Source organism: Variovorax sp. GW821-FHT10D07 (assembly GCF_059415325.1).
Window position 1 is genome coordinate 64,642 of the sequence record NZ_JBWKMZ010000008.1, and the last position, 18,457, is coordinate 83,098.

At 69.9% G+C, this 18,457-nt stretch carries 13 protein-coding genes; all 13 read right to left on the reverse strand.

Going from position 1 to position 18,457, the window contains the following annotated elements; translation table 11 throughout:
* Nucleotides 1-64: 64 nt before the first annotated feature.
* Entirely contained in the window at nt 65-1,237 is a 1,173-nt protein-coding gene (locus tag AC07PU_RS22695; protein WP_057591996.1) for a BMP family ABC transporter substrate-binding protein, read from the reverse strand.
* A 50-nt stretch (nt 1,238-1,287) separates the two neighbouring features.
* Nucleotides 1,288-2,208, reverse strand: coding sequence for an ABC transporter permease (locus tag AC07PU_RS22700; protein ID WP_093340438.1), 921 nt, complete (start codon nt 2,206-2,208; stop codon nt 1,288-1,290).
* A gap of 326 nt (nt 2,209-2,534) precedes the next feature.
* On the reverse strand, nt 2,535-3,680 hold the full coding sequence (locus tag AC07PU_RS22705) for an ABC transporter permease (protein WP_057591999.1): 1,146 nt from the start codon (nt 3,678-3,680) through the stop codon (nt 2,535-2,537).
* Entirely contained in the window at nt 3,673-5,214 is a 1,542-nt protein-coding gene (locus AC07PU_RS22710; RefSeq protein ID WP_296797459.1) for an ABC transporter ATP-binding protein, read from the reverse strand. The genes AC07PU_RS22705 and AC07PU_RS22710 overlap by 8 nt, the downstream gene beginning before the upstream one ends.
* Nucleotides 5,215-5,362: 148 nt before the next feature.
* Nucleotides 5,363-6,664, reverse strand: a complete 1,302-nt coding sequence (locus tag AC07PU_RS22715) for an NCS2 family permease (protein WP_093340442.1) — start codon at nt 6,662-6,664, stop codon at nt 5,363-5,365.
* A 141-nt stretch (nt 6,665-6,805) separates the two neighbouring features.
* The gene (locus AC07PU_RS22720; protein ID WP_057592004.1) at nt 6,806-7,783 is read right to left on the reverse strand and encodes a LysR family transcriptional regulator; all 978 of its coding nucleotides are present in this window, start codon (nt 7,781-7,783) and stop codon (nt 6,806-6,808) included.
* A 193-nt stretch (nt 7,784-7,976) separates the two neighbouring features.
* Nucleotides 7,977-10,427, reverse strand: coding sequence for a xanthine dehydrogenase molybdopterin binding subunit (gene xdhB, locus AC07PU_RS22725; RefSeq protein ID WP_495320731.1), 2,451 nt, complete (start codon nt 10,425-10,427; stop codon nt 7,977-7,979).
* A 4-nt stretch (nt 10,428-10,431) separates the two neighbouring features.
* Nucleotides 10,432-12,084: a xanthine dehydrogenase small subunit gene (xdhA, locus tag AC07PU_RS22730; protein ID WP_495320733.1), complete on the reverse strand. Its 1,653-nt coding sequence runs from the start codon at nt 12,082-12,084 to the stop codon at nt 10,432-10,434.
* Nucleotides 12,085-12,284: 200 nt separating this feature from the next.
* On the reverse strand, nt 12,285-13,595 hold the full coding sequence (locus AC07PU_RS22735) for a four-carbon acid sugar kinase family protein (protein WP_495320735.1): 1,311 nt from the start codon (nt 13,593-13,595) through the stop codon (nt 12,285-12,287).
* Nucleotides 13,592-14,881: a ribulose-bisphosphate carboxylase large subunit family protein gene (locus AC07PU_RS22740; protein WP_495320737.1), complete on the reverse strand. Its 1,290-nt coding sequence runs from the start codon at nt 14,879-14,881 to the stop codon at nt 13,592-13,594. Before AC07PU_RS22740 ends, AC07PU_RS22735 begins: the two co-directional genes overlap by 4 nt.
* Nucleotides 14,881-15,420, reverse strand: coding sequence for a VOC family protein (locus AC07PU_RS22745; protein WP_495320740.1), 540 nt, complete (start codon nt 15,418-15,420; stop codon nt 14,881-14,883). Before AC07PU_RS22745 ends, AC07PU_RS22740 begins: the two co-directional genes overlap by 1 nt.
* Before the next feature lie 31 nt (nt 15,421-15,451).
* Entirely contained in the window at nt 15,452-17,353 is a 1,902-nt protein-coding gene (locus tag AC07PU_RS22750) for a TRAP transporter large permease (protein ID WP_495320742.1), read from the reverse strand.
* A gap of 9 nt (nt 17,354-17,362) precedes the next feature.
* The gene (locus tag AC07PU_RS22755) at nt 17,363-18,400 is read right to left on the reverse strand and encodes a TRAP transporter substrate-binding protein (protein WP_296784277.1); all 1,038 of its coding nucleotides are present in this window, start codon (nt 18,398-18,400) and stop codon (nt 17,363-17,365) included.
* Nucleotides 18,401-18,457: the final 57 nt, after the last annotated feature.

Genomic DNA, 18,457 nt, shown 5'->3' on the forward strand with positions numbered 1-18,457 from the left:
TCCATGAAAAAGGCCGCCCCGAAGGCGGCCTTGCCTGCATCGCGACGCGAAGCCGCCTGCTTGTTTACTTCTTGTCGCCGCCCGGCACCTTGCCTTCGACGCCCTTGACGTAGAAGTTGATGCCGGTCAGGAACTTGTCGTCGGCCACCGCGTCCTTGGCGACCACTTCCTTGCCGTCCTGGCCGAGGATCGGGCCCTTCCAGATCGAGAAGCTGCCGTCCTTCAGGCCCTTCTTGACCTCGTCGACCTTGGCCTTGGCCTCGGCCGGCACGTCCTCGGCGATCGACACGAGGTCGATGGCGCCTTCCTTGACGCCCCACCAAGCCTGGCCGGTGGCCCACTTGCCGTCGAGCGCGTCCTGGGTGGCCTTGATGTAGTACGGCGCCCAGTTGATGGTGGCCGAGCCCAGGTGGGCCTTGGGACCGTAGGCGGTCATGTCGGAGTCCCAGCCGAAGGCGCGCTTGCCCTTTTCCTGCGCGGTCTTGAGCACGGCCGGCGAGTCGGTGTTCTGGAACAGGATGTCGGCGCCGCCGTTGATCAGGGCGGTGGCGGCCTCGGTTTCCTTCGGCGGGCTGAACCACTCGTTGACCCACACAACCTTGGTCGTGATCTTCGGGTTGACCGACTGGGCGCCGAGCGTGAAGCTGTTGATGTTGCGCAGCACCTCGGGGATCGGCACCGAGCCGACGACGCCGAGCGTGTTCGACTTGGTCATGGCGCCCGCGATGATGCCGGCCATGTACGCGCCTTCGTAGGTGCGGCTGTCGTAGGTGCGCATGTTCTCGGCAGTCTTGTAGCCGGTGGCATGCTCGAACTTGACGTCCTTGCTGTCGTTGGCCACCTTGAGCATGGGCTCCATGTAGCCGAAGGTGGTGCCGAAGATCAGCTTGTTGCCCTGGCCGACCATGTCGCGGAACACGCGCTCGGCGTCGGCGCCCTCGGGCACGCTTTCCACGAAGGTGGTCTTGATCTTGTCGCCGAATTCCTTCTCGAGCGCCTTGCGGCCGTTGTCGTGCGCGAAGGTCCAGCCGCCGTCGCCCACGGGTCCGATGTATGCGAATGCGATGTTGAGCGGCGCTGCCGGGGCCGGCGCGGCGGCGGCGGGTGCCGGAGCCGGTGCGGGCGCGGCGGCCGGTGCTGCCGCTTCTTCTTTCTTGCCGCAGCCGATCAAGGCTGCCGAAGCGACCGCCGTGAGGGCGGCGAGCTTGAGCAGGGAGCGCTTGTTCAGATCATTCATTGTCGGAAATCCTCAAAAAGGACGGGTTGGCGGAAAAACGAAAACCGCGATTATGAGCCGGGGTAGAACGGTTTCCCGATCGAAGCCGGCATGTTGACGCGAATGAATGCGGGGTTGCGCGAGATCAGGGCCAGCACCACGATGGGCGCGATGTACTGCAGCATGCTGAGGAACTGCGAGGGCACGTCGACGCCGCTGCTCTGCAGGTGGAAGCCCAGCATCGAGACGCCGCCGAACAGGTAGGCGCCGAGCAGCACGCGCATCGGCCGCCAGGTGGCGAAGGTGGTGAGCGCCAGTGCGATCCAGCCGCGGCCCGCGACCATGCCCTCGACCCACAGCGGGGTGTAGACGGTCGAGAGATAGGCGCCCGAGAGGCCGCACAGCGCCCCGCCCGCGATCACGGCCAGCAGGCGGATGCGCCGCACCGGATAGCCCAGCGCATGCGCCGATTCGGGCGACTCGCCGACCGAGCGCAGCACGAGGCCGGCGCGCGTGCGGTAGAGAAACCAGATCAGGCCGACGGTCAGCAGCACGGCGACGTAGACCATCGGGTGATGGCGGAACAGCGCGGGGCCGAGCAGCGGAATGTCGGCCAGCACGGGGATCGCATAGCTCGCGCTCTCGGGCAGCTTGGCCTGCACGAAGTTGATGCCGGCGAAGGCCGAGAAGCCGACACCGAACAGGCTCAGCGCGAGGCCGGTGGCGTACTGGTTGGTGTTGAGCCAGATGACGAGCACGCCGAAGAAGGCGGCCAGCAAGGCCCCGGCGGCCATGCCGGCGAGCAGGCCGAGCCAGGGGTTGTGGGTGGTCACCACGGTCGCGAAACCGGCGATGGCGGCGCACAGCATCATGCCCTCGGCGCCGAGGTTGACGATGCCGGCTTTCTCGTTGATGAGCAGGCCGAGCGCGGCGATGGCGAGGACGGTGCCGGCGCTCAGGGTGGAGCCGAGCAGGAGTGCGTAGCTGTCCATTTTTTAGTGGCTCTCGGTGCTTGGGTTGCAGAGGGGACGGTCGGGGCGCGTGCACAGGACAGCGGGTACTTCCCTCCGCGAATGTCCCCCGCCCTTCGGGCTCCTCCTTGATTTCGCTGCGGGAAGCACCCACTGCCCTGTGCACGGGAGCGCAGTCGTCGTGCAGCCGGTTCTACGGTCGCGTCCAGGCTCACGCCGATGGGGTACTCCCCGCAGCGAAATCAAGGAGGAGGCCGCAGGCCGGGGGACATTCGCGGAGGGGAGTACCCCGTCGGCGTGAGCCCACCCCGATCGGTCGATCTGCACAAACAATGAACAGGACGTCATCACAGCGCCCCCTCGGTCGTACGCGCAACGGGCGCCGTCAAAGGCGTACTCGCCTGCAGAGAACTCGTCGTGAGCACGGCAGCCTTCGCAGCGGCCTTGCGACGAACCCGATAGGCAATCAAGGTATCGCAAGCCAGCAGCGTGAACAGCAGCAGCCCCTGGAACACCCCCGTCAGCGATTTCGGCAGCCCGAGACGCGACTGTGCGAGCTCGCCGCCGATGTAGAACATGCTCATCAGGATCGCCGAGAACACCATCCCCACCGGATGCAGGCGGCCGACGAAGGCCACGATGATGGCCGCGAAGCCGTAGCCGGCCGGCACGTAGGGCGTGAGCTGGCCGAGCGGGCCCGCCACTTCGAGCGCACCGGCCAGGCCGGCCGCGCCACCCGAGGTCAGCAGCGCGATCCACACCGCGCGGCGCGCCGAGAAGCCCGCATAGCGCGCCGCCGCGGGCGCGAGGCCGCCGACCTGCTGCGCGAAGCCCGCGCGCGTGCGGAACAGGAACACCCACAGCGCCCCCACCCCCACCAGCGCGATGATCACCCCGATCGTCACGCGCGAGCCCTTGAACAGGCGCGGGATCTGCGTCACCGCCTCGAAGGTCTTCGATTGCGGGAAGTTGTAGCCGTTGGGGTCCTTCCAGGGGCCGAACACCATGTAGCTCAGCAGCAGCGTCGCCACGTACACCAGCATCAGGCTCACCAGGATCTCGTTCGCGTTGAAGCGGTCGCGCAGCCAGGCCACGATGCCGGCCCAGACCATGCCGCCCAGCGTGCCCGCCACCAGGATCGCCAGCACGATCCAGCCGCCCGTGGTCTTGTCGGCCATCAGCGCCACGCCGCCCGCGGCGATCGCGCCGAACACGAACTGGCCCTCGGCCCCGATGTTCCACACGTTCGAGCGGAAGCACACCGCCAGGCCCAGCGCGATGATCAGGAGCGGCGTGGCCTTCACCGTCAGCTCGCCCAGCGCATAGCCGTTCTTGATCGGCTCGTAGAAGAACACCAGCAGGCCCTTGACCGGGTCCTTGCCGAGCGCGGCGAACAGCGCCACGCCGATCAGCACCGTGATCAGCAGCGCCAGGATCGGCGAGGCGAAGGTCCAGAAGCGCGAGAGCTCCGGACGGGGTTCGAGCTTAAGCATGGGCCGCCTCCTGATTCTTGTGGCTCTTGCCGGGTTGGCCTGGCCACAGCCCGCTCATCCATTCGCCGATCTGCGCCAGCGTGGCCGCCGCGCGGTCGATCGAGGGCGACAGCCGCCCCTTGGCGATCACGTGCAGCCGGTCGCTGATGCTGAAGAGCTCGTCGAGCTCCTCGCTGATCACCAGCACCGCGCAGCCCGCGTCGCGCAGCGCGAGGATCTCGGCATGGATCAGCGCGGCCGCGCCCACGTCCACGCCCCAGGTCGGCTGCGAGACGATGAAGAGCTTGGGGTTGGCGTCGATCTCGCGGCCGACGATGAACTTCTGCAGGTTGCCGCCCGACAGCGAGCGCGCCGCCGCCTTCGGGCCGCCGGCCTTGACCTTGAAGCGCTCGATGATGGATCTGGCCTGGCGCTCGAGCGCGCCGGTGCGGATCCAGCCGCCACGGCCCACCGCGTCGCCGCGCGTCAGCAGCAGGTTGTGCGCGAGCCCCAGCGTGGGCACCGCGCCGCGGCCCAGCCGTTCCTCGGGCACGAAGTGCAGGCCCAGCGCACGGCGCGCGCGCGGGCGCAGCCGGCCGGCCGGCTGGTCGAACACCCGCACCATCGCCGCTTCGGCGCGCACGTCCTCGCCCGAGAGCGTGTAGAGCAGTTCCTTCTGGCCGTTGCCCGACACGCCCGCAATGCCCACCACCTCGCCCGCGCGCACCTCGAAGGACACGCCCTCGAGGTCCACGCCGAACTGGTCCTCGCGCGCCAGCGTGAGGCCCTGCACGCGCAGCGCCACCGCGCCCGCATGCACCGGCCGGTGCTCGAGCGGCGGCGGCTCGCTGCCGATCATCAGCCGCGACAGCGACTCGTTGCTCTCGTTCTTCGGGTTGCACACCCCCGTGACCTTGCCGCCGCGCAGCACCGTGCAGGCGGTGCACAGCTCGCGGATCTCGTGCAGCTTGTGGCTGATGTAGAGGATGCTGCAGCCCTCGGAGGCCAGCTTGTTGAGCACCCCGAACAGCTTGACCACCGCCTGCGGCGTGAGCACCGAGGTCGGCTCGTCGAGGATCAGCAGCTTGGGGTCGGTCAGCAGCGCGCGGATGATCTCCACGCGCTGCATCTCGCCCACCGACAGCGTGTGGACCGGCCGCGCGGGATCGATGTCGAGGCCGTACTCGCTCGCCTTGGCCGTGATGCTGCGCGCCACGTCGGCCAGCGCCAGCGACTTGTCGAGGCCGAGCCAGACGTTCTCGGCCACCGTGAGGGTGTCGAACAGGCTGAAGTGCTGGAACACCATGCTGATGCCCAGCGCGCGCGCCTGCTGCGGGTTGCGCAGGTTCACCGGCTGGCCGTCGAAGGCGACGCTGCCCTCGTCGGGCTTGACCGAGCCATAGATGATCTTCATCAGCGTCGACTTGCCGGCGCCGTTCTCGCCGAGCACGGCGTGGATCTCGCCCGGTTGCACCGCCAGCGAGATGTCGCTGTTGGCGACCACCGCCGGGTAGCGCTTGGTGATGTGCGCGAGCTGGAGTCTGGGTGTTGTCATGCCGGTTCCGTGGGTTGTCTCGTTCGGTACAGGAATGGGCCTCGTCTCGCGGGTTCCGATGTACGTCGATAGCTATAAGTTTAATAGCGTGCCCACGGAATCCGGGCGATGGAAGACCCCGACTCCGGGGCTTCGACTGATTTCGGGTTCAGTGGCCCGTCACGTAGACGAACTTGAACAGGAAGATGGCGGCGATGACCCACACCATGGCATGCACTTCCCGTGCCCGGCCGGTGAACAGCTTGAGCACGGCGTAGGTGATGAAGCCGAAGGCCAGGCCGTTGGCGATCGAATAGGTGAAGGGCATGGCCAGCGCGGTCACGGCCGCGGGGATGACCTCGGTGGTGTCCTCCCAGTCGAGCTCGACCAGGTCGCGCAGCATCAGGCAACCCACGAACAGCAGCGCCGGCGCGGTGGCATAGGCCGGCACCGAGCCCGCGAGCGGCGAGATCATCAGGCAGGCCAGGAACAGCACCGCCACCACCACGGCCGTGAGGCCGGTGCGACCGCCCGCCTGCACGCCGGCCGCGCTCTCCACGTAGGCCGTGGTGCTCGAGGTGCCGAGCAGCGAGCCCGCGAAGATCGCGCCGCTGTCGGCCAGCAGCGCCTTGTTCATGCGCTCCATCTTGCCGGGCACCAGCAGGCCGGCGCGCTTGGCCACGCCCATCAGGGTGCCGGTGGCGTCGAACATCTCGACCAGGAAGAACACCAGCACCACGTTGAGGATGCCGCCCTTGAGCGCGCTCAGGATGTCGAGCTGCATGAAGGTGGGCGCGATCGACGGCGGCGGCGCGAACACGCCGTGGAACTTGTTGCCGCCGAAGAAGAAGGACAGCACCGTGACCGTGACGATGCCGATCAGGATCGCGCCGCGCACCTTGAGCTTGTCGAGCACCACGATGATCAAAAAGCCCAGCGTGGCCAGCACCACCGGCGCCGAGTGCAGGTCGCCCAGCGTCACGAAGGTGGCCGGCGAGGCCGCGACCACGCCCGCGCTCTTGAGCGCGATCAGCGCGAGGAACATGCCGATGCCCACCGTGATCGCCGTTCGCAGCGACTGCGGTATGCCCTGGATGAACAGCTCGCGCAGCCCCGTGACCGTGACGATCAGGAACAGGCAGCCCGAGATGAAGACCGCGCCCAGCGCGGTCTGCCACGTGTAGCCCATGCCGAGCACCACCACGTAGGCGAAGTAGGCGTTCAGGCCCATGCCCGGCGCCATGGCGATCGGGTAGTTGGCGTACAGGCCCATGATCAGCGTGCCCAGCGCCGCGATCAGGCAGGTGGCGACGAAGACCGCGCCCTTGGGCATGCCCGCGTCGCCGAGGATCGAGGGGTTGACGAAGATGATGTAGGCCATCGTCAGGAAGGTGGTGAGCCCCGCGATGACCTCGGTGCGCACGGTGGTGTTGTGTTCGTTGAGCTTGAACACCTTGTCGATCCAGTTCATGGGTTTCTTGTCTCCGGGATGTGTTGTCTCGTGTCGCGTCGTGCGGCGTCGTTCTGAAGAAAAAGCGGGCCGAGCCCGTCCCTGACGCGAGCTCGGTCGCGCCTCGAGGTCCTTGGGGTTCTGGTGAGGGGGCCGGCGCCGTCAGGCGCCCAGGGGCGGCGGATCGCGCGCATCGCGCGCGGGCGGGGTGGGCGGACGCAGCGAGGCCGCCACGTCCTTGATGCATTCGCGCAGCCAGCGCGCCGAGCTCGACGAGTGGGTGCGCTCGTGCCAGAGCTGGTAGTACATGAGCCGCGGCAGCGCCACCGGGCAGTCGAGGATCTTCAGCGGCAGCCGCGCGGCGAAGCGCTCGCAGTACTGGCGGCCGGTGGTCAGCACCAGCAGGCTCGAGGCCACCATGTCGGGGATCAGCCCGAAGTGCGCGCAGCGCGCCGTGATGTTGCGCTGGCGCCCGAGCTCGTCGAGCATCTGGTCGATGATGCCGCGCCCGCCCGGGTGCATGGGCGTGGGCGCGATGTGCTCGGCCTGCAGCCAGGTCTCAAGGTCCCAGCCGCGGCGCACCGCCGGATGGTCCTGGTTCACCAGCGACACCACCTCGTCACCGAACAGGCGTGCCATGTGCAGGTCCTCGGGTGGCTTGAGCCAGTTGCCGATCACGACGTCGACCTGCCCCAGCGACAGGTGGCCGTGGTAGTCGGAGTCGGGCGACAGCGGATGGATCTCGATGTGGCACAGCGGCGCCTCGCGCTTGACCTGCGCCACCAGCATGGGCAGGAAGATCGGGTCCATGTAGTCGCTGGCCGCGATGCGGAAGGTGGTGCTGGCCGATTGCGGGTCGAAGCCGCGCGCATCGGAGAACAGCATCTCGGCCGCGCGCAGGATGCTCGCGGCCGGCTCGATCATGCGCAGCCCGGCATCGGTGGGCACCATGCCCGAGCCCGAGCGCACCAGCAGCGGATCGCCCGAGAGCTCGCGCAGCCGCTTGAGCGCGGCCGACACCGCCGGCTGGTACATCCCGAGCCGGATCGCGGCGCGCGAGACGCTGCGGTCGGTCAGCACGGTGTGCAGCACCCGGATCAGGTGAAGGTCGATCTTGTCGAAAAGCGCCTGGTCTCTCATGGCCGCTCGCACGGAAGTGGTCGATGCGGACCGTTATACCGCCGGACCTCGCGATCGGACAGCCGGACGTGCAGGGCGCGACGCTTGCGCGGAAATCGCAAAAGGAAGACATGACGATGTTCCCCGGGTTCCTTGCTGCGGCTTCCGCGTGTTCTTCGCGTCTTCTGCGTTCGGCTGTCCGCTGATGCGGCGCTCATCCCACCTGCACGGCCGTCACGGCGCGCAGGATCGATTCGCTCGTGGCGGGCGCGCGCAGCGGCGGGTCGACGCGGTGGCCGCCCGCGGCCGACACGGCATCGCGGATCGCGAAGAAGACCGAGAACGGCAGCAGCAGCGGCGGCTCGCCCACGGCCTTGCTGCGGTGGATCGAGTCCTCGAAGTTCTGGCCCTCGAACAGCCGCACGTTGAACACCGGCGGGCAGTCGTTGGCGGTCGGTATCTTGTAGGTGCTGGGCGCGTGGGTCGTGAGCTTGCCGCTCTGCGGATGCCACACCAGCTCCTCGGTCGTGAGCCAGCCCATGCCCTGGATGAAGGCGCCCTCGACCTGGCCGATGTCGACCGCCGGGTTCAGCGACTTGCCCGCGTCGTGCAGGATGTCGGCGCGCAGCAGCTTCCATTCGCCGGTCAGCGTGTCGACGATCACCTCGCTGACCGCCGCGCCGTAGGCGTAGTAGTAGAACGGGCGGCCCTGCATCTTGTCCTTGTCCCAGCTCAGGCCGGGCGTGGCGTAGAAGCCGTCGGACCACAGCTGCTTGCGGTCGAGGTAGGCCTCGCCCACCACGGTGCTGAAGGCCAGCGTGCGGCCGTTGACCTCGACCTTGTCGTTGGCGAAGCGCACCGCGCCGGGCTCGCCGCCATGGCGCTCGGCCGCGCTCTGCGCCAGCCGCTCGCGGATCTGGCGCGCGGCGTCCTGCGCGGCCTTGCCGTTGAGGTCGGCGCCGGTCGAGGCCGCCGTGGCCGAGGTGTTCGCGACCTTGGTCGTGTCGGTGGCCGTGACGCGCACGCGCTCGAAGCTCACGCCGAGCTCGTGCGCCACCACCTGCGCCACCTTGGTGTTCAGGCCCTGGCCCATCTCGGTGCCGCCGTGGTTCACCAGGATCGAGCCGTCGGTATAGACATGCACCAGCGCGCCGGCCTGGTTGAAGTGCTTGACGTTGAACGAGATGCCGAACTTCAGCGGTGCCAGCGCCAGCCCGCGCTTGAGCACCGGGCTCGCGGCATTGAAGCCGGCGATCTCCTCGCGCCGCGCGCGGTAGTCGCTCGTGGCCTCGAGCTCGGCCACCAGCTCGTGCACGATGTTGTCGGTCACGGTCTGGCGGTAGGGCGTCACGTTGTTCTCGCCCTTGCCGTAGAAGTTGACGCGCCGCACGTCGAGCGGATCGCGGCCCAGCTCGCGCGCCACCGAGTCCATGATGTTCTCGATCGCGATCGCGCCCTGCGGGCCGCCGAAACCGCGGAACGCCGTGTTGCTCTGCGTGTTGGTCTTGCCCGAGTAGCCGTGCATGCTGACATTGGGCAGCCAGTAGGCGTTGTCGAAGTGGCACAGCGCACGCGTCATCACCGGGCCCGAGAGGTCGGCCGAGTGGCCGGCGCGCGAGACCATGGTGATCTCGGCGCCGAGGATGCGGCCCTCGGCGTCGTAGCCCACCTCGTACTCGTACCAGAAGCAGTGGCGCCGGCCCGTGACCATGAAGTCGTCGTCGCGGTCCAGCCGCAGCTTGACCGGGCGGCGCAGCTTGCTCGCGGCCACCGCGGCCACGCAGGCGAACAGCGCCGACTGCGATTCTTTGCCGCCGAAGCCGCCGCCCATGCGCCGGCACTCGACGTGCACCTCGTTCGACTGCAGGTGCATCGCATGCGCGACCAGGTGCTGCATCTCGCTCGGATGCTGGGTCGAGCAGTGGATGTGCAGCGCGCCGCCCTCCTTCGGAATGGCGTAGCTGATCTGGCCCTCGAGGTAGAACTGCTCCTGCCCGCCGACGTCGAGCGTGGCCTTGTGGCGGTGCGGCGCGGCCGCGATGGCGGCGCGCACCGCGGCCTCGTCGCCGCCGTTGGCGGCACCGCCGCTGCGCACGATGTGCATCGGCGGCACCACGTACTGGCCGCGCGCATGGGCGTCCTGCGGCGTCAGCACCGGCGGCTGCGCCTCGATGGTCAGCGCGTCCTTGGCGCGCGCGGCGGCGCGCCGCGCGGCGTCGCGGGTGCGCGCGATCACGGCGAACACCGGCTGGCCCAGGTAACGGATCTCGCCGCCGTCCTTCACGGACAGCAGGATCGGGTCGTCGTGGATGATCGAGCCGCAGTCGTTGGTGCCGGGGATGTCGTCGGCCGTGAGCACCGACACCACGCCCGGCATGGCGCGGATGGCGTCGAGCGAGAGCGCCGTGACGCGCCCGTTGGCCGCGGGCGACAGGCCCAGCGCGCAGTGCAGGGTGCCGGCGATCTCGGGGATGTCGTCGATGTAGGTGGCCTCGCCGGCCACGTGCAGGTGCGCCGATTCGTGCGGGCGGCTGATGCCCACGCGCACGCCCTGGTCGTGGGCGAGCGCCTCGGCACCCTGGTCGATGCGGGCGGCGGTGTTCTTCAGGTAGTCGGCAAAGGCCTCTGCGGGTTGCAGCAGGCGGGCATCGAGGGGCTTGTTCATGGTCTCAGACTCCTTGCGCGGCCGGCTTGGCGGTGGCGGCGTGCGGCATCACGCTCCAGACGCTGGTGGCGCTGCCGGGCAGCGCATCCTCGGCCCGGGTCTCGAGCCACAGGCGCTGGATCAGGTTCTGCGCCACCTGCATCCGGTAGTCGGCCGAGGCGCGCATGTCGGACAGCGGCTTGAAGTCCTGCGCCAGCGCCAGCTTGGCCGCGTTCACGCTGGACTGGGTCCAGGGCTTGCCGACCAGCGCGGCCTCGGCCTGCGCCGCGCGCTTCACGGTGGCGGCCATGCCGCCGAAGGCCAGGCGCACGGCCTTGACCTTGTTGCCGCCGGGCTCGAGTTCGAGCGCGAAGCCCGCGCACAGCGCCGAGATGTCGCAGTCGAAGCGCTTGCTGATCTTGTAGGCGCGCACCTGGCGGCGCATCGCGGCCAGCGGCAGCCACAGGCCCTGCACGAATTCGCCGCTCTGCAGCTGGTTCTTCATGTAGTCGACGTAGAAGTCGGGCAGCGGCATGCGGCGCACCTCGGCGCCGCGGCGCAGCTCGATCTCGGCGTCGAGCGACATCAGCACCGGTGGCGAGTCGCCGATCGGCGAGCCGTTGGCGACATTGCCGCCCATGGTGCCCGCATGGCGGATCGGCGGCGAAGCGAAGCGCAGCCAGACGTCGGCCAGGCTGGGCACGCGCTCGACCAGCGCCGCGAAGGCCGATTCGAGCGAGGCGCCGGCGCCGATGTAGAGGTGCTCGCCGCGGACCTCGATGGTCTTGAGCTCGGGCACGTCGCCCAGGTAGATGATGTCGCCGAGGTCGCGGAACTGCTTGTTGACCCACAGGCCCACGTCGGTCGAGCCCGACAGCAGCTGCGCGCGCGGCTTCTGCTCGCGCAGCGCGGCCAGCTGCTCGAGCGAGCGCGGCGCATGGAAGCGGTCGATGCGCGCGCCCAGCGGGGCCGCGTACTCGAAGCCCGGGGCGCCGGAGGGCGGGTTCAGCGCGGTGAGCGCGGCCACCACCGCGCGGCTGTCCAGCCGCACCGGCGGCAGGTCGAACATGCGCTGGCCCGCGTCGAGGATCGGGCGGTAGCCGGTGCAGCGGCACAGGTTGCCCGAGAGGTCGTCGGCCAGCTGCTGGCGCGAGGGCTGCGTGCCGCGCGCCTGGTGGTGCTCGTAGGCCGACCACAGCGACATCACGAAACCCGGCGTGCAGAAGCCGCATTGCGAGCCGTGGCAGTCGACCAGCGCCTGCTGCACCGGGTGCAGGCAGTGCACGGGGTGCGGGCGCTTGTCGCCCTCCTGCAGCGCGGGGGCCGGGGCCACCTGCGCAGCCTGGGACGACAGGCACTGGTCCTTGAGATCCTCGACCGTGAACAGCGCCTTGCCGTTGAGCGTGGGCAGGAACTGGATGCAGGCATTGACCGTCTGCAGCCGCAGGCCGCCGACCGCGTCGGGCGCACCGGCCTCGGCCAGCTCGCCGATCACCACGGTGCACGCACCGCAGTCGCCCTCGTTGCAACCCTCCTTGGTGCCGGTGCAGCGCGCGTCCTCGCGCAGCCAGTCGAGCACCGAGCGGGTCGGGTGGACGCCGCTGACGTCGACGACCTGTCCGCGATGGAAGAATCGGATGGGCTGGCTGGGGCTGTGGCTGCTGCTCTCGGTACTCATGCTGTCGTGCTCGTGGGGTGGCGCGTGGTGGCCAGGCCTGGACGTTAGCGGCTTGCGCCGCCGCACGCATACCGTGGTGCCCATATTGCGTATGCAGGGCCCGGTATGCGACGTACGGGGAAACCCTGGATTCGGGGCAATTCTCGTGCCATGGGGGCGCGGGCGCCATGGCCGCGCCGAAAAACAGGCCTGGCGCCCGCTCAGCCGCCGGTGCCGTGCACCAGCCGTTCGAACACGTCCTCCGACCCCATCTGCCCGCCCTTGAGCATGATCTCGACCCCGTCGAGCCCCGGCGCCTCGCTGTGCAGCCGGCACAGCGCGGTGCCGGGCGCGAGCTGCGCGAGGTAGGACAGGCCCCAGGCGTCGAGCGCGCCCACGGCGAGGCTGGAGGTGTCGCCGCCGGCCACGCCCACGCGCGACAGCGGCACGGCCGCGAGCACGCGCGCCAGCAGTTCGCCGCCGGCCTCGGCCAGCGCGCGCGCGGGCACGCGGGTATGGCCGGCGCGCGCGGCCTCGGTGGCGGTGCAGGCCAGCACATGGGCGCCGGTCGAGAGCCGGTCGGCCAGCTCGCGCGCGGACTGCGCAAGGTGATCGGAATGGGGGTCGGCCAGCCGCGCCGCGTCGAGCCAGACGATCTCGAAGGACCGCGCGGCCGCCACCTGCCGCGCCGTGACCGGCGAGAGGCTGCCGGCCAGCACGAACACCGGGCCGCGCGCGGGTGCCACGGCGGCCGGCGTCGCGGGCGCCTGCGCCAGCCGCGGCGCGAAGGCCTGCACCACGCTGCTCGGGCCGACGGCCAGCAGCGGCGCCTCGGCGGTGGCGAGCGGCCACAGCGCCGCGCCGATGGCCTCCAGGTCCTCGGGCCGCGCGACGTCGAACAGCACGGCCTCGGGCCGCTGGTCCAGCACGGCGGCCAGCGCCTCGCCCGTGACCGCATGCCGCGGGTACGGCAGCAGCGCGGTCTCGCCCAGGCCCTGCGCCTGAAGATGCAGCCGCAGGTCCGATTCGCGCATCGGCGTGACCGGATGGCGGCTCATGGTCGGATGGCGGTCGATGCGGTGCACCGTGCCGCCGCTGCCGGCCGCGGCGAACAGGTGGCCGAACAGGCAGTAGCGCTCGAGGTTCGGCTGGCCCCCGACGATCGCGGTCCAGGGCTGGCCGGCGGCGGGGCGCAGCGTCTCGATGGCGACGGCGATGTTGCCGACGCCGGGCGCGCTGTCGAAGGTGGAACAGGTCTTGTAGTGCAACACGCGCGCACCGAGCCCGGCCATCAGCCGCGCGACCGGCGCGAGCTCGGCACGCATCGCGTCCGGCGCCATCGAGCGCGCCGCGCCCGCGATGCCGAGGCAGTCGAGCGGGCCGGCGCGCGCGAGCAGCGCCTCGTCGGGCACGCGCAAGAACAGCAAGGCGCGCAGCCCGGCACGCGCCGCGGTGGCGAGCGTGTCGGTGGCGCCGGTGAAGTCGTCGCCGTAATAGGCGAGCGGCACCGACGTGCTCGCTGCCACGCTCATTTGGCGCCGAAGAAGGCCAGCGCCTGCGCCAGCTCCGGCGCCGCACGCGCGGCCTCGGCCACCGGCACGCCCGCGCGCGCCGCGGCCCAGGCCTGGCGGATGCTCGCTACGCCCGCGGCCGCGCCGCCCGGATGGGCCAGGATGCCGCCGCCCGACATGAACAGCAGGTCGTCGCTGCCGACCGCGGCCCAGGTCGGCGCCACGGTGCCGGCCCACTGGCCCGAGGAGAAGGCGGGCATCACGCGGTCATCGAGGGCGCCCTCGCCCGCCGCCAGCGGCGCCAGGCAATCGCGCGCCGACTCGATCACTTCCTCGTCGGGCTGCGAGAACTTGCCCTGCAGCCCGTGCACGTGCATGTGGTCGACGCCGGCCAGCCGCCACAGCGCCTGGTAGGCCTGGAACGAGATGCCCAGGAGCGGATGGCGCGACAGCGCGCCGTAGCCGTTGCGGTGGCCGTGCAGCGCCAGCGGCGTGTGGCGGCGCAAGGTCTGGATGCCCGAATGGCCGCACCAGTTGAGGCTGGCCATCACGCAGCTGCCGCCCTCGCGCTCGACCAGGTCGGCATGGCGCTTCATGGCGTCGGTCTCGTCGCTGATGTTGAAGGCCACCATCACCTGCTTGCCGGTGCGCTGCGCATGGTCGCGCACCACCGCCATCACGGCCGGCACGCGCTCGGCCAGCGGCGCATGCAGCGGATCGGCCGAGACCTCGTCGTCCTTGATGAAGTCCACGCCCGCGGAGCACAGCCGCGCCACCAGCTCGGCGGTCTGCGCGGCCGAGAAGCCGACGTTGGGCTTGATGATGGTGCCCACCAGCGCGCCCGATTCCACGCCGGTGGCGCGGCGGGTGCCGGCCACGCCGTGGCTCGGCCGCTCGAACTGCGCGCGGTAGGCCGCGGGCAGCTGCAGCGATTCGAGCCGCAGCCCCGTGACCTCGCCGAGGTCGTAGAGGTTGCCCGCGACCGTGGCCGCCAGCGTCGGCAGGTTGGCGCCGATGTTGGCGACAGGAAACGAGATGTCGACCAGCGCGCGCCGCCACGGCCCGCGCCGGCCCTGGCGCTCGAGCAGCGCATTGGGCAGGCTGGGTGCCGCGGCCGGCTCGAGTTCTACGATGGCCTCGACGGTGGCGCGTGCCCGCGCGCGCAGGTCGTCGGTCTCGCCCTCGACGCGCGTGAAGGTGCCGCACGACTGCTCGCCCGCCATCACCTCGGCCACCGCGGCCGGCTCGAGCGGCGTCTCGATGCGGTAGCGCGCGCGGATGCGCTGTTCTGCCTGCGCCGTCGTCATCAGAGCTTCGACAGGTCGGGGAAGGGCCGCACCGGCTCGCTGCCGTCCCAGCCTTCGGAGGCCGCGCGGATCAGGTCGAACATCTTGCCCTTCGGGCCGGCCACTTCCGACAGCTCGATCACGGTGCCCGGGTGGTATTCGGTATCGAAGTAGATGAAGCGGCCGCGCTCGCCCACCTCGCCGCTCATCACCGGCTTGAAGCCCTGCGCCGTGAGGCGCGCGAGGTCGGCGTCGTAGTCGGCGGTCCAGTAGGCCACGTGCTGCAGGCCGGTGCGGCCCGCGCGCAGGAAGTCGCGGTACATCGAGGGCACGTCGTTGCGGGTCTGGATCAGCTCGACCTGCACATAGCCCGAGTTGGCCAGCGCCACCGAGTTGTGCGGCTCGTGCGCCTCGCCGTGGTAGCGGTAGTTGCGGATCGGCACCTTGGGGTTGTAGAACCAGGGACCGACGCCGAGCTCGCGGCTCCAGTAGTCCATGGCGGCCTCGATGTCGGGCACCACATAGCCCAGTTGGCGGATCTCGCCGAGGAATCGACTCATTTTCTTGCGCGCTCCGTTGTGCGTGTTGTTGTCAGACTTTGAGAAAACCGGTGGAGAACCACGGGATCGCGGCGACCAGCACCAGCCCCGCGAGCAGCGCGGCCATGTAGCCCCAGATGTGGCGGATGCCCTCGTCGGGATCGACCTTGCTGACGGCGCAGGCGCCGTAGTAGCCGACGCCGAAGGGCGGCGCGAACAGGCCGATGCCCATCGCGAAAATCACGACCATGGCGTAGTGCACCTCGTGCACGCCGGCCGCCTTGGCGATCGGGAACAGCAGCGGGCCGAACAGCACGATGGCCGGGATGCCCTCGAGCACGCTGCCCAGCACGATGAAGGCCACGATCGAGACCGCGAGGAAGCCGTAGGCACCGCCCGGAATGCCGGCCATGAGCTTCGCGAGGTCCTGCGAGAAGCCCGACTGCGTGAGCCCCCAGGCCATGGCGGTGGCGCAGCCGACGATGAAGATGATGGCGCCCGAGAGCGAGGCGGTCTCGACCAGCATCGGGCGCAGCCGGCGCCAGTCGAACTGGCGGTAGACCAGCAGGCCGACCAGCGCCGAATAGACGATGCCGATGGTCGAGACCTCGGTGGCCGTGGCCACGCCCTCGACCACCGCGGCGCGGATCACGAAGGGCAGCAGCACCGCGGGCAGCGCGACGAGCAGCAGCTTGCCGATCTCGCGCGCGCCGTGGCGCTTCACCTGGCTCAGGTCCTCGCGGCGGTAGCGCCACCAGACCACCACGCAGAGCATGGCGCCGAGCACCACCGCGGGCATCAGGCCGCCGGTGAACAGCGCCGCGATCGAGATGCCGGTGACCGAGCCGATGGTGATCAGCACGATCGAGGGCGGGATGGTCTCGGTCTGCGCGCCGGTGGCCGACAGCAGCGCCACCAGGTCGCCGGGCTTGGCGCCGCGCTTCGTCATCTCGGGGAACAGCACCGGCGCGATGGCCGCCATGTCGGCGATCTTCGAGCCCGAGATGCCCGAGATCAGGTACATGGCGCCGATCAGCACGTACGACAGGCCGCCGCGCACATGGCCCAGCAGGCTGGCGAGGAACTGGATCATGGCGCGCGCCATGCCGGTCATCTCGATCAGCGCGCCGAGGAAGATGAACAGCGGCACCGCCAGCAGGATCAGGTGAGACATGCCTTCGTCGAGCCGCCCCACCATCACCAGCATCGGCGTGCGCGTGGTCAGCGCCAGGTAGCCGAAGGTGGCGAGCGCGAACGAAAAGGCGATCGGCACGCCGGCGAACACGGTGAAGGCCACCACGCCAACGAAGAAGATCAGCAGGTTGAGCTTGCCCAGCGGCGCCAGCACCGGCCCAGCGAGCCAGAAAGCGGCCACCAGCGCCACGGTGCCGAGCGCGGCCACGGCGATCTGCCGCACGGTGCACACGCGCAGCAGGCGCAGCAGCGCCACCACCCCCATCAGCGCGATGCCCGCGGGGATGGCCGAGGCGCGCCAGGCATTGCTGATCTCGAGCGCGGGCGTGACGACGAAGGACTCCTCGTGCGCGTAGTCGATGGCCGGCCAGGCCACCAGCGCGAGGAAGGCCACCGAGGCCGTGATGGCGAAGGTGTCGAACAGCGCGCGCGTGTCGGGCCGCAGCCGCGCCACGAACGCGGTCATGCGCATGTGCTCGCCGCGGCGCAGCGCCACCACGGCGCCGAGCATCGAAAGCCACAGGAACAGGATCGAGGCCAGCTCGTCGGACCACACCAGCGGCGCATGGAAGGCATAGCGCGCCGTGACGCCCGCGAACAGCACCACGATCTCGGCCAGCACCAGCAGCGCGGCCAGCGATTCCACAGTGCCGCCGAGCCAGCGGTCGAGGCGGCCGGCCAGCGGCGCCAGCGCGTTCGGATGGGCCGCGGCGGCGCCACCGGGGGCGAGCGCGTCGGCGGGAAGCACGTGCGAGGACATGGGTGACGCTCAGGCCAGCTTGCCCACGGCCTCTTCGAGCAGCGCCCAGGCCTCGGGGCCGAAGCGGCCCTTCCATTCGCCGTAGAAGCCCGAGTCGCGCAGCTTGGCGCGGAAGCTGTCGGCCGCCGGACGGTTGATGGTCAGGCCCTTGGCCTGCAGGTCGCCCACCACCGACTCGTTGAGCTTGCGGATGTCCTCGCGCTGCTGCAGGCCGGCCTCGTTGATGGCGCGCGCGACGATGGTCTTCAGGTCGGCCGGCAGCGCGTCCCAGGCGCGGCCGTTGGCGATGAACCAATAGCCGTCCCAGATGTGGTTGGTGAGCGAGCAGAACTTCTGCACCTCGAACAGCTTGGCGACCTGGATGATCGGCAGCGGGTTCTCCTGCGCGTCGACGATCTTCGTCTGCAGCGCCGAGTAGACCTCGCTGAACTGCAGGCTCGCGGGCGCGGCGCCCAGGCCCTTGAACATCGAGATCGACAGCGGGCTCACGGGCACGCGGATCTTCAGGCCGTCCATGTCCTTGGCGGTGGCGACCGCGGCCTTGCTGCTGGTGGTCTGGCGAAAGCCGTTGTCCCACATCTTCTCGAAGGCATAGAGACGCGACTTGGCGATCGCGCCGCGCACGTGGGCGCCGAGCTTGCCGTCCATCGCGGCCCAGACCTGCTTGTAGTCGGCGAAGGCGAAGCCCACCGCATTGATCGCGGCCACCGGCACCAGGGTGGCGATCACCAGTGCCGAGGGCGTGAAGAACTCGATGCCGCCCGAGCGCACCTGGGCCAGCATGTCGGTGTCGCCGCCGAGCTGGTTGTTCGGGAAGATCTTGATCTCGACCCGGCCGTTGGTTTCCTTGGCGATGCGGTCGGCCGCTTCCTGCGCGCGGATGTTCAGCGGATGGCTCAGCGGCAGGTTGTTGCCGTACTTGTACGAGAACTCCGCCGCGCGGGCCGTGCGCGGCAGGGCCGAGAACACGCCGGCGGCCGGAACGGCCGCGATGGCGGGAAGGGCGGACAGGGTGCGAATCGCGCTGCGGCGGGTGACCGGTGCCATGCTGTGTCTCCGTTGTGTGGATGATGCGAATTGATGCATCATTGATTGAATTTCCTC

What these genes read in the sequence shown, in the direction of transcription:
- AC07PU_RS22695 (WP_057591996.1), bottom strand. Translation starts at nt 1,237, where the DNA reads ATGAATGATCTGAACAAGCGCTCCCTGCTCAAGCTCGCCGCCCTCACG.
- AC07PU_RS22700 (WP_093340438.1), bottom strand. Translation starts at nt 2,208, where the DNA reads ATGGACAGCTACGCACTCCTGCTCGGCTCCACCCTGAGCGCCGGCACC.
- AC07PU_RS22705 (WP_057591999.1), bottom strand. Translation starts at nt 3,680, where the DNA reads ATGCTTAAGCTCGAACCCCGTCCGGAGCTCTCGCGCTTCTGGACCTTC.
- AC07PU_RS22710 (WP_296797459.1), bottom strand. Translation starts at nt 5,214, where the DNA reads ATGACAACACCCAGACTCCAGCTCGCGCACATCACCAAGCGCTACCCG.
- AC07PU_RS22715 (WP_093340442.1), bottom strand. Translation starts at nt 6,664, where the DNA reads ATGAACTGGATCGACAAGGTGTTCAAGCTCAACGAACACAACACCACC.
- AC07PU_RS22720 (WP_057592004.1), bottom strand. Translation starts at nt 7,783, where the DNA reads ATGAGAGACCAGGCGCTTTTCGACAAGATCGACCTTCACCTGATCCGG.
- xdhB (WP_495320731.1), bottom strand. Translation starts at nt 10,427, where the DNA reads ATGAACAAGCCCCTCGATGCCCGCCTGCTGCAACCCGCAGAGGCCTTT.
- xdhA (WP_495320733.1), bottom strand. Translation starts at nt 12,084, where the DNA reads ATGAGTACCGAGAGCAGCAGCCACAGCCCCAGCCAGCCCATCCGATTC.
- AC07PU_RS22735 (WP_495320735.1), bottom strand. Translation starts at nt 13,595, where the DNA reads ATGAGCGTGGCAGCGAGCACGTCGGTGCCGCTCGCCTATTACGGCGAC.
- AC07PU_RS22740 (WP_495320737.1), bottom strand. Translation starts at nt 14,881, where the DNA reads ATGACGACGGCGCAGGCAGAACAGCGCATCCGCGCGCGCTACCGCATC.
- AC07PU_RS22745 (WP_495320740.1), bottom strand. Translation starts at nt 15,420, where the DNA reads ATGAGTCGATTCCTCGGCGAGATCCGCCAACTGGGCTATGTGGTGCCC.
- AC07PU_RS22750 (WP_495320742.1), bottom strand. Translation starts at nt 17,353, where the DNA reads ATGTCCTCGCACGTGCTTCCCGCCGACGCGCTCGCCCCCGGTGGCGCC.
- AC07PU_RS22755 (WP_296784277.1), bottom strand. Translation starts at nt 18,400, where the DNA reads ATGGCACCGGTCACCCGCCGCAGCGCGATTCGCACCCTGTCCGCCCTT.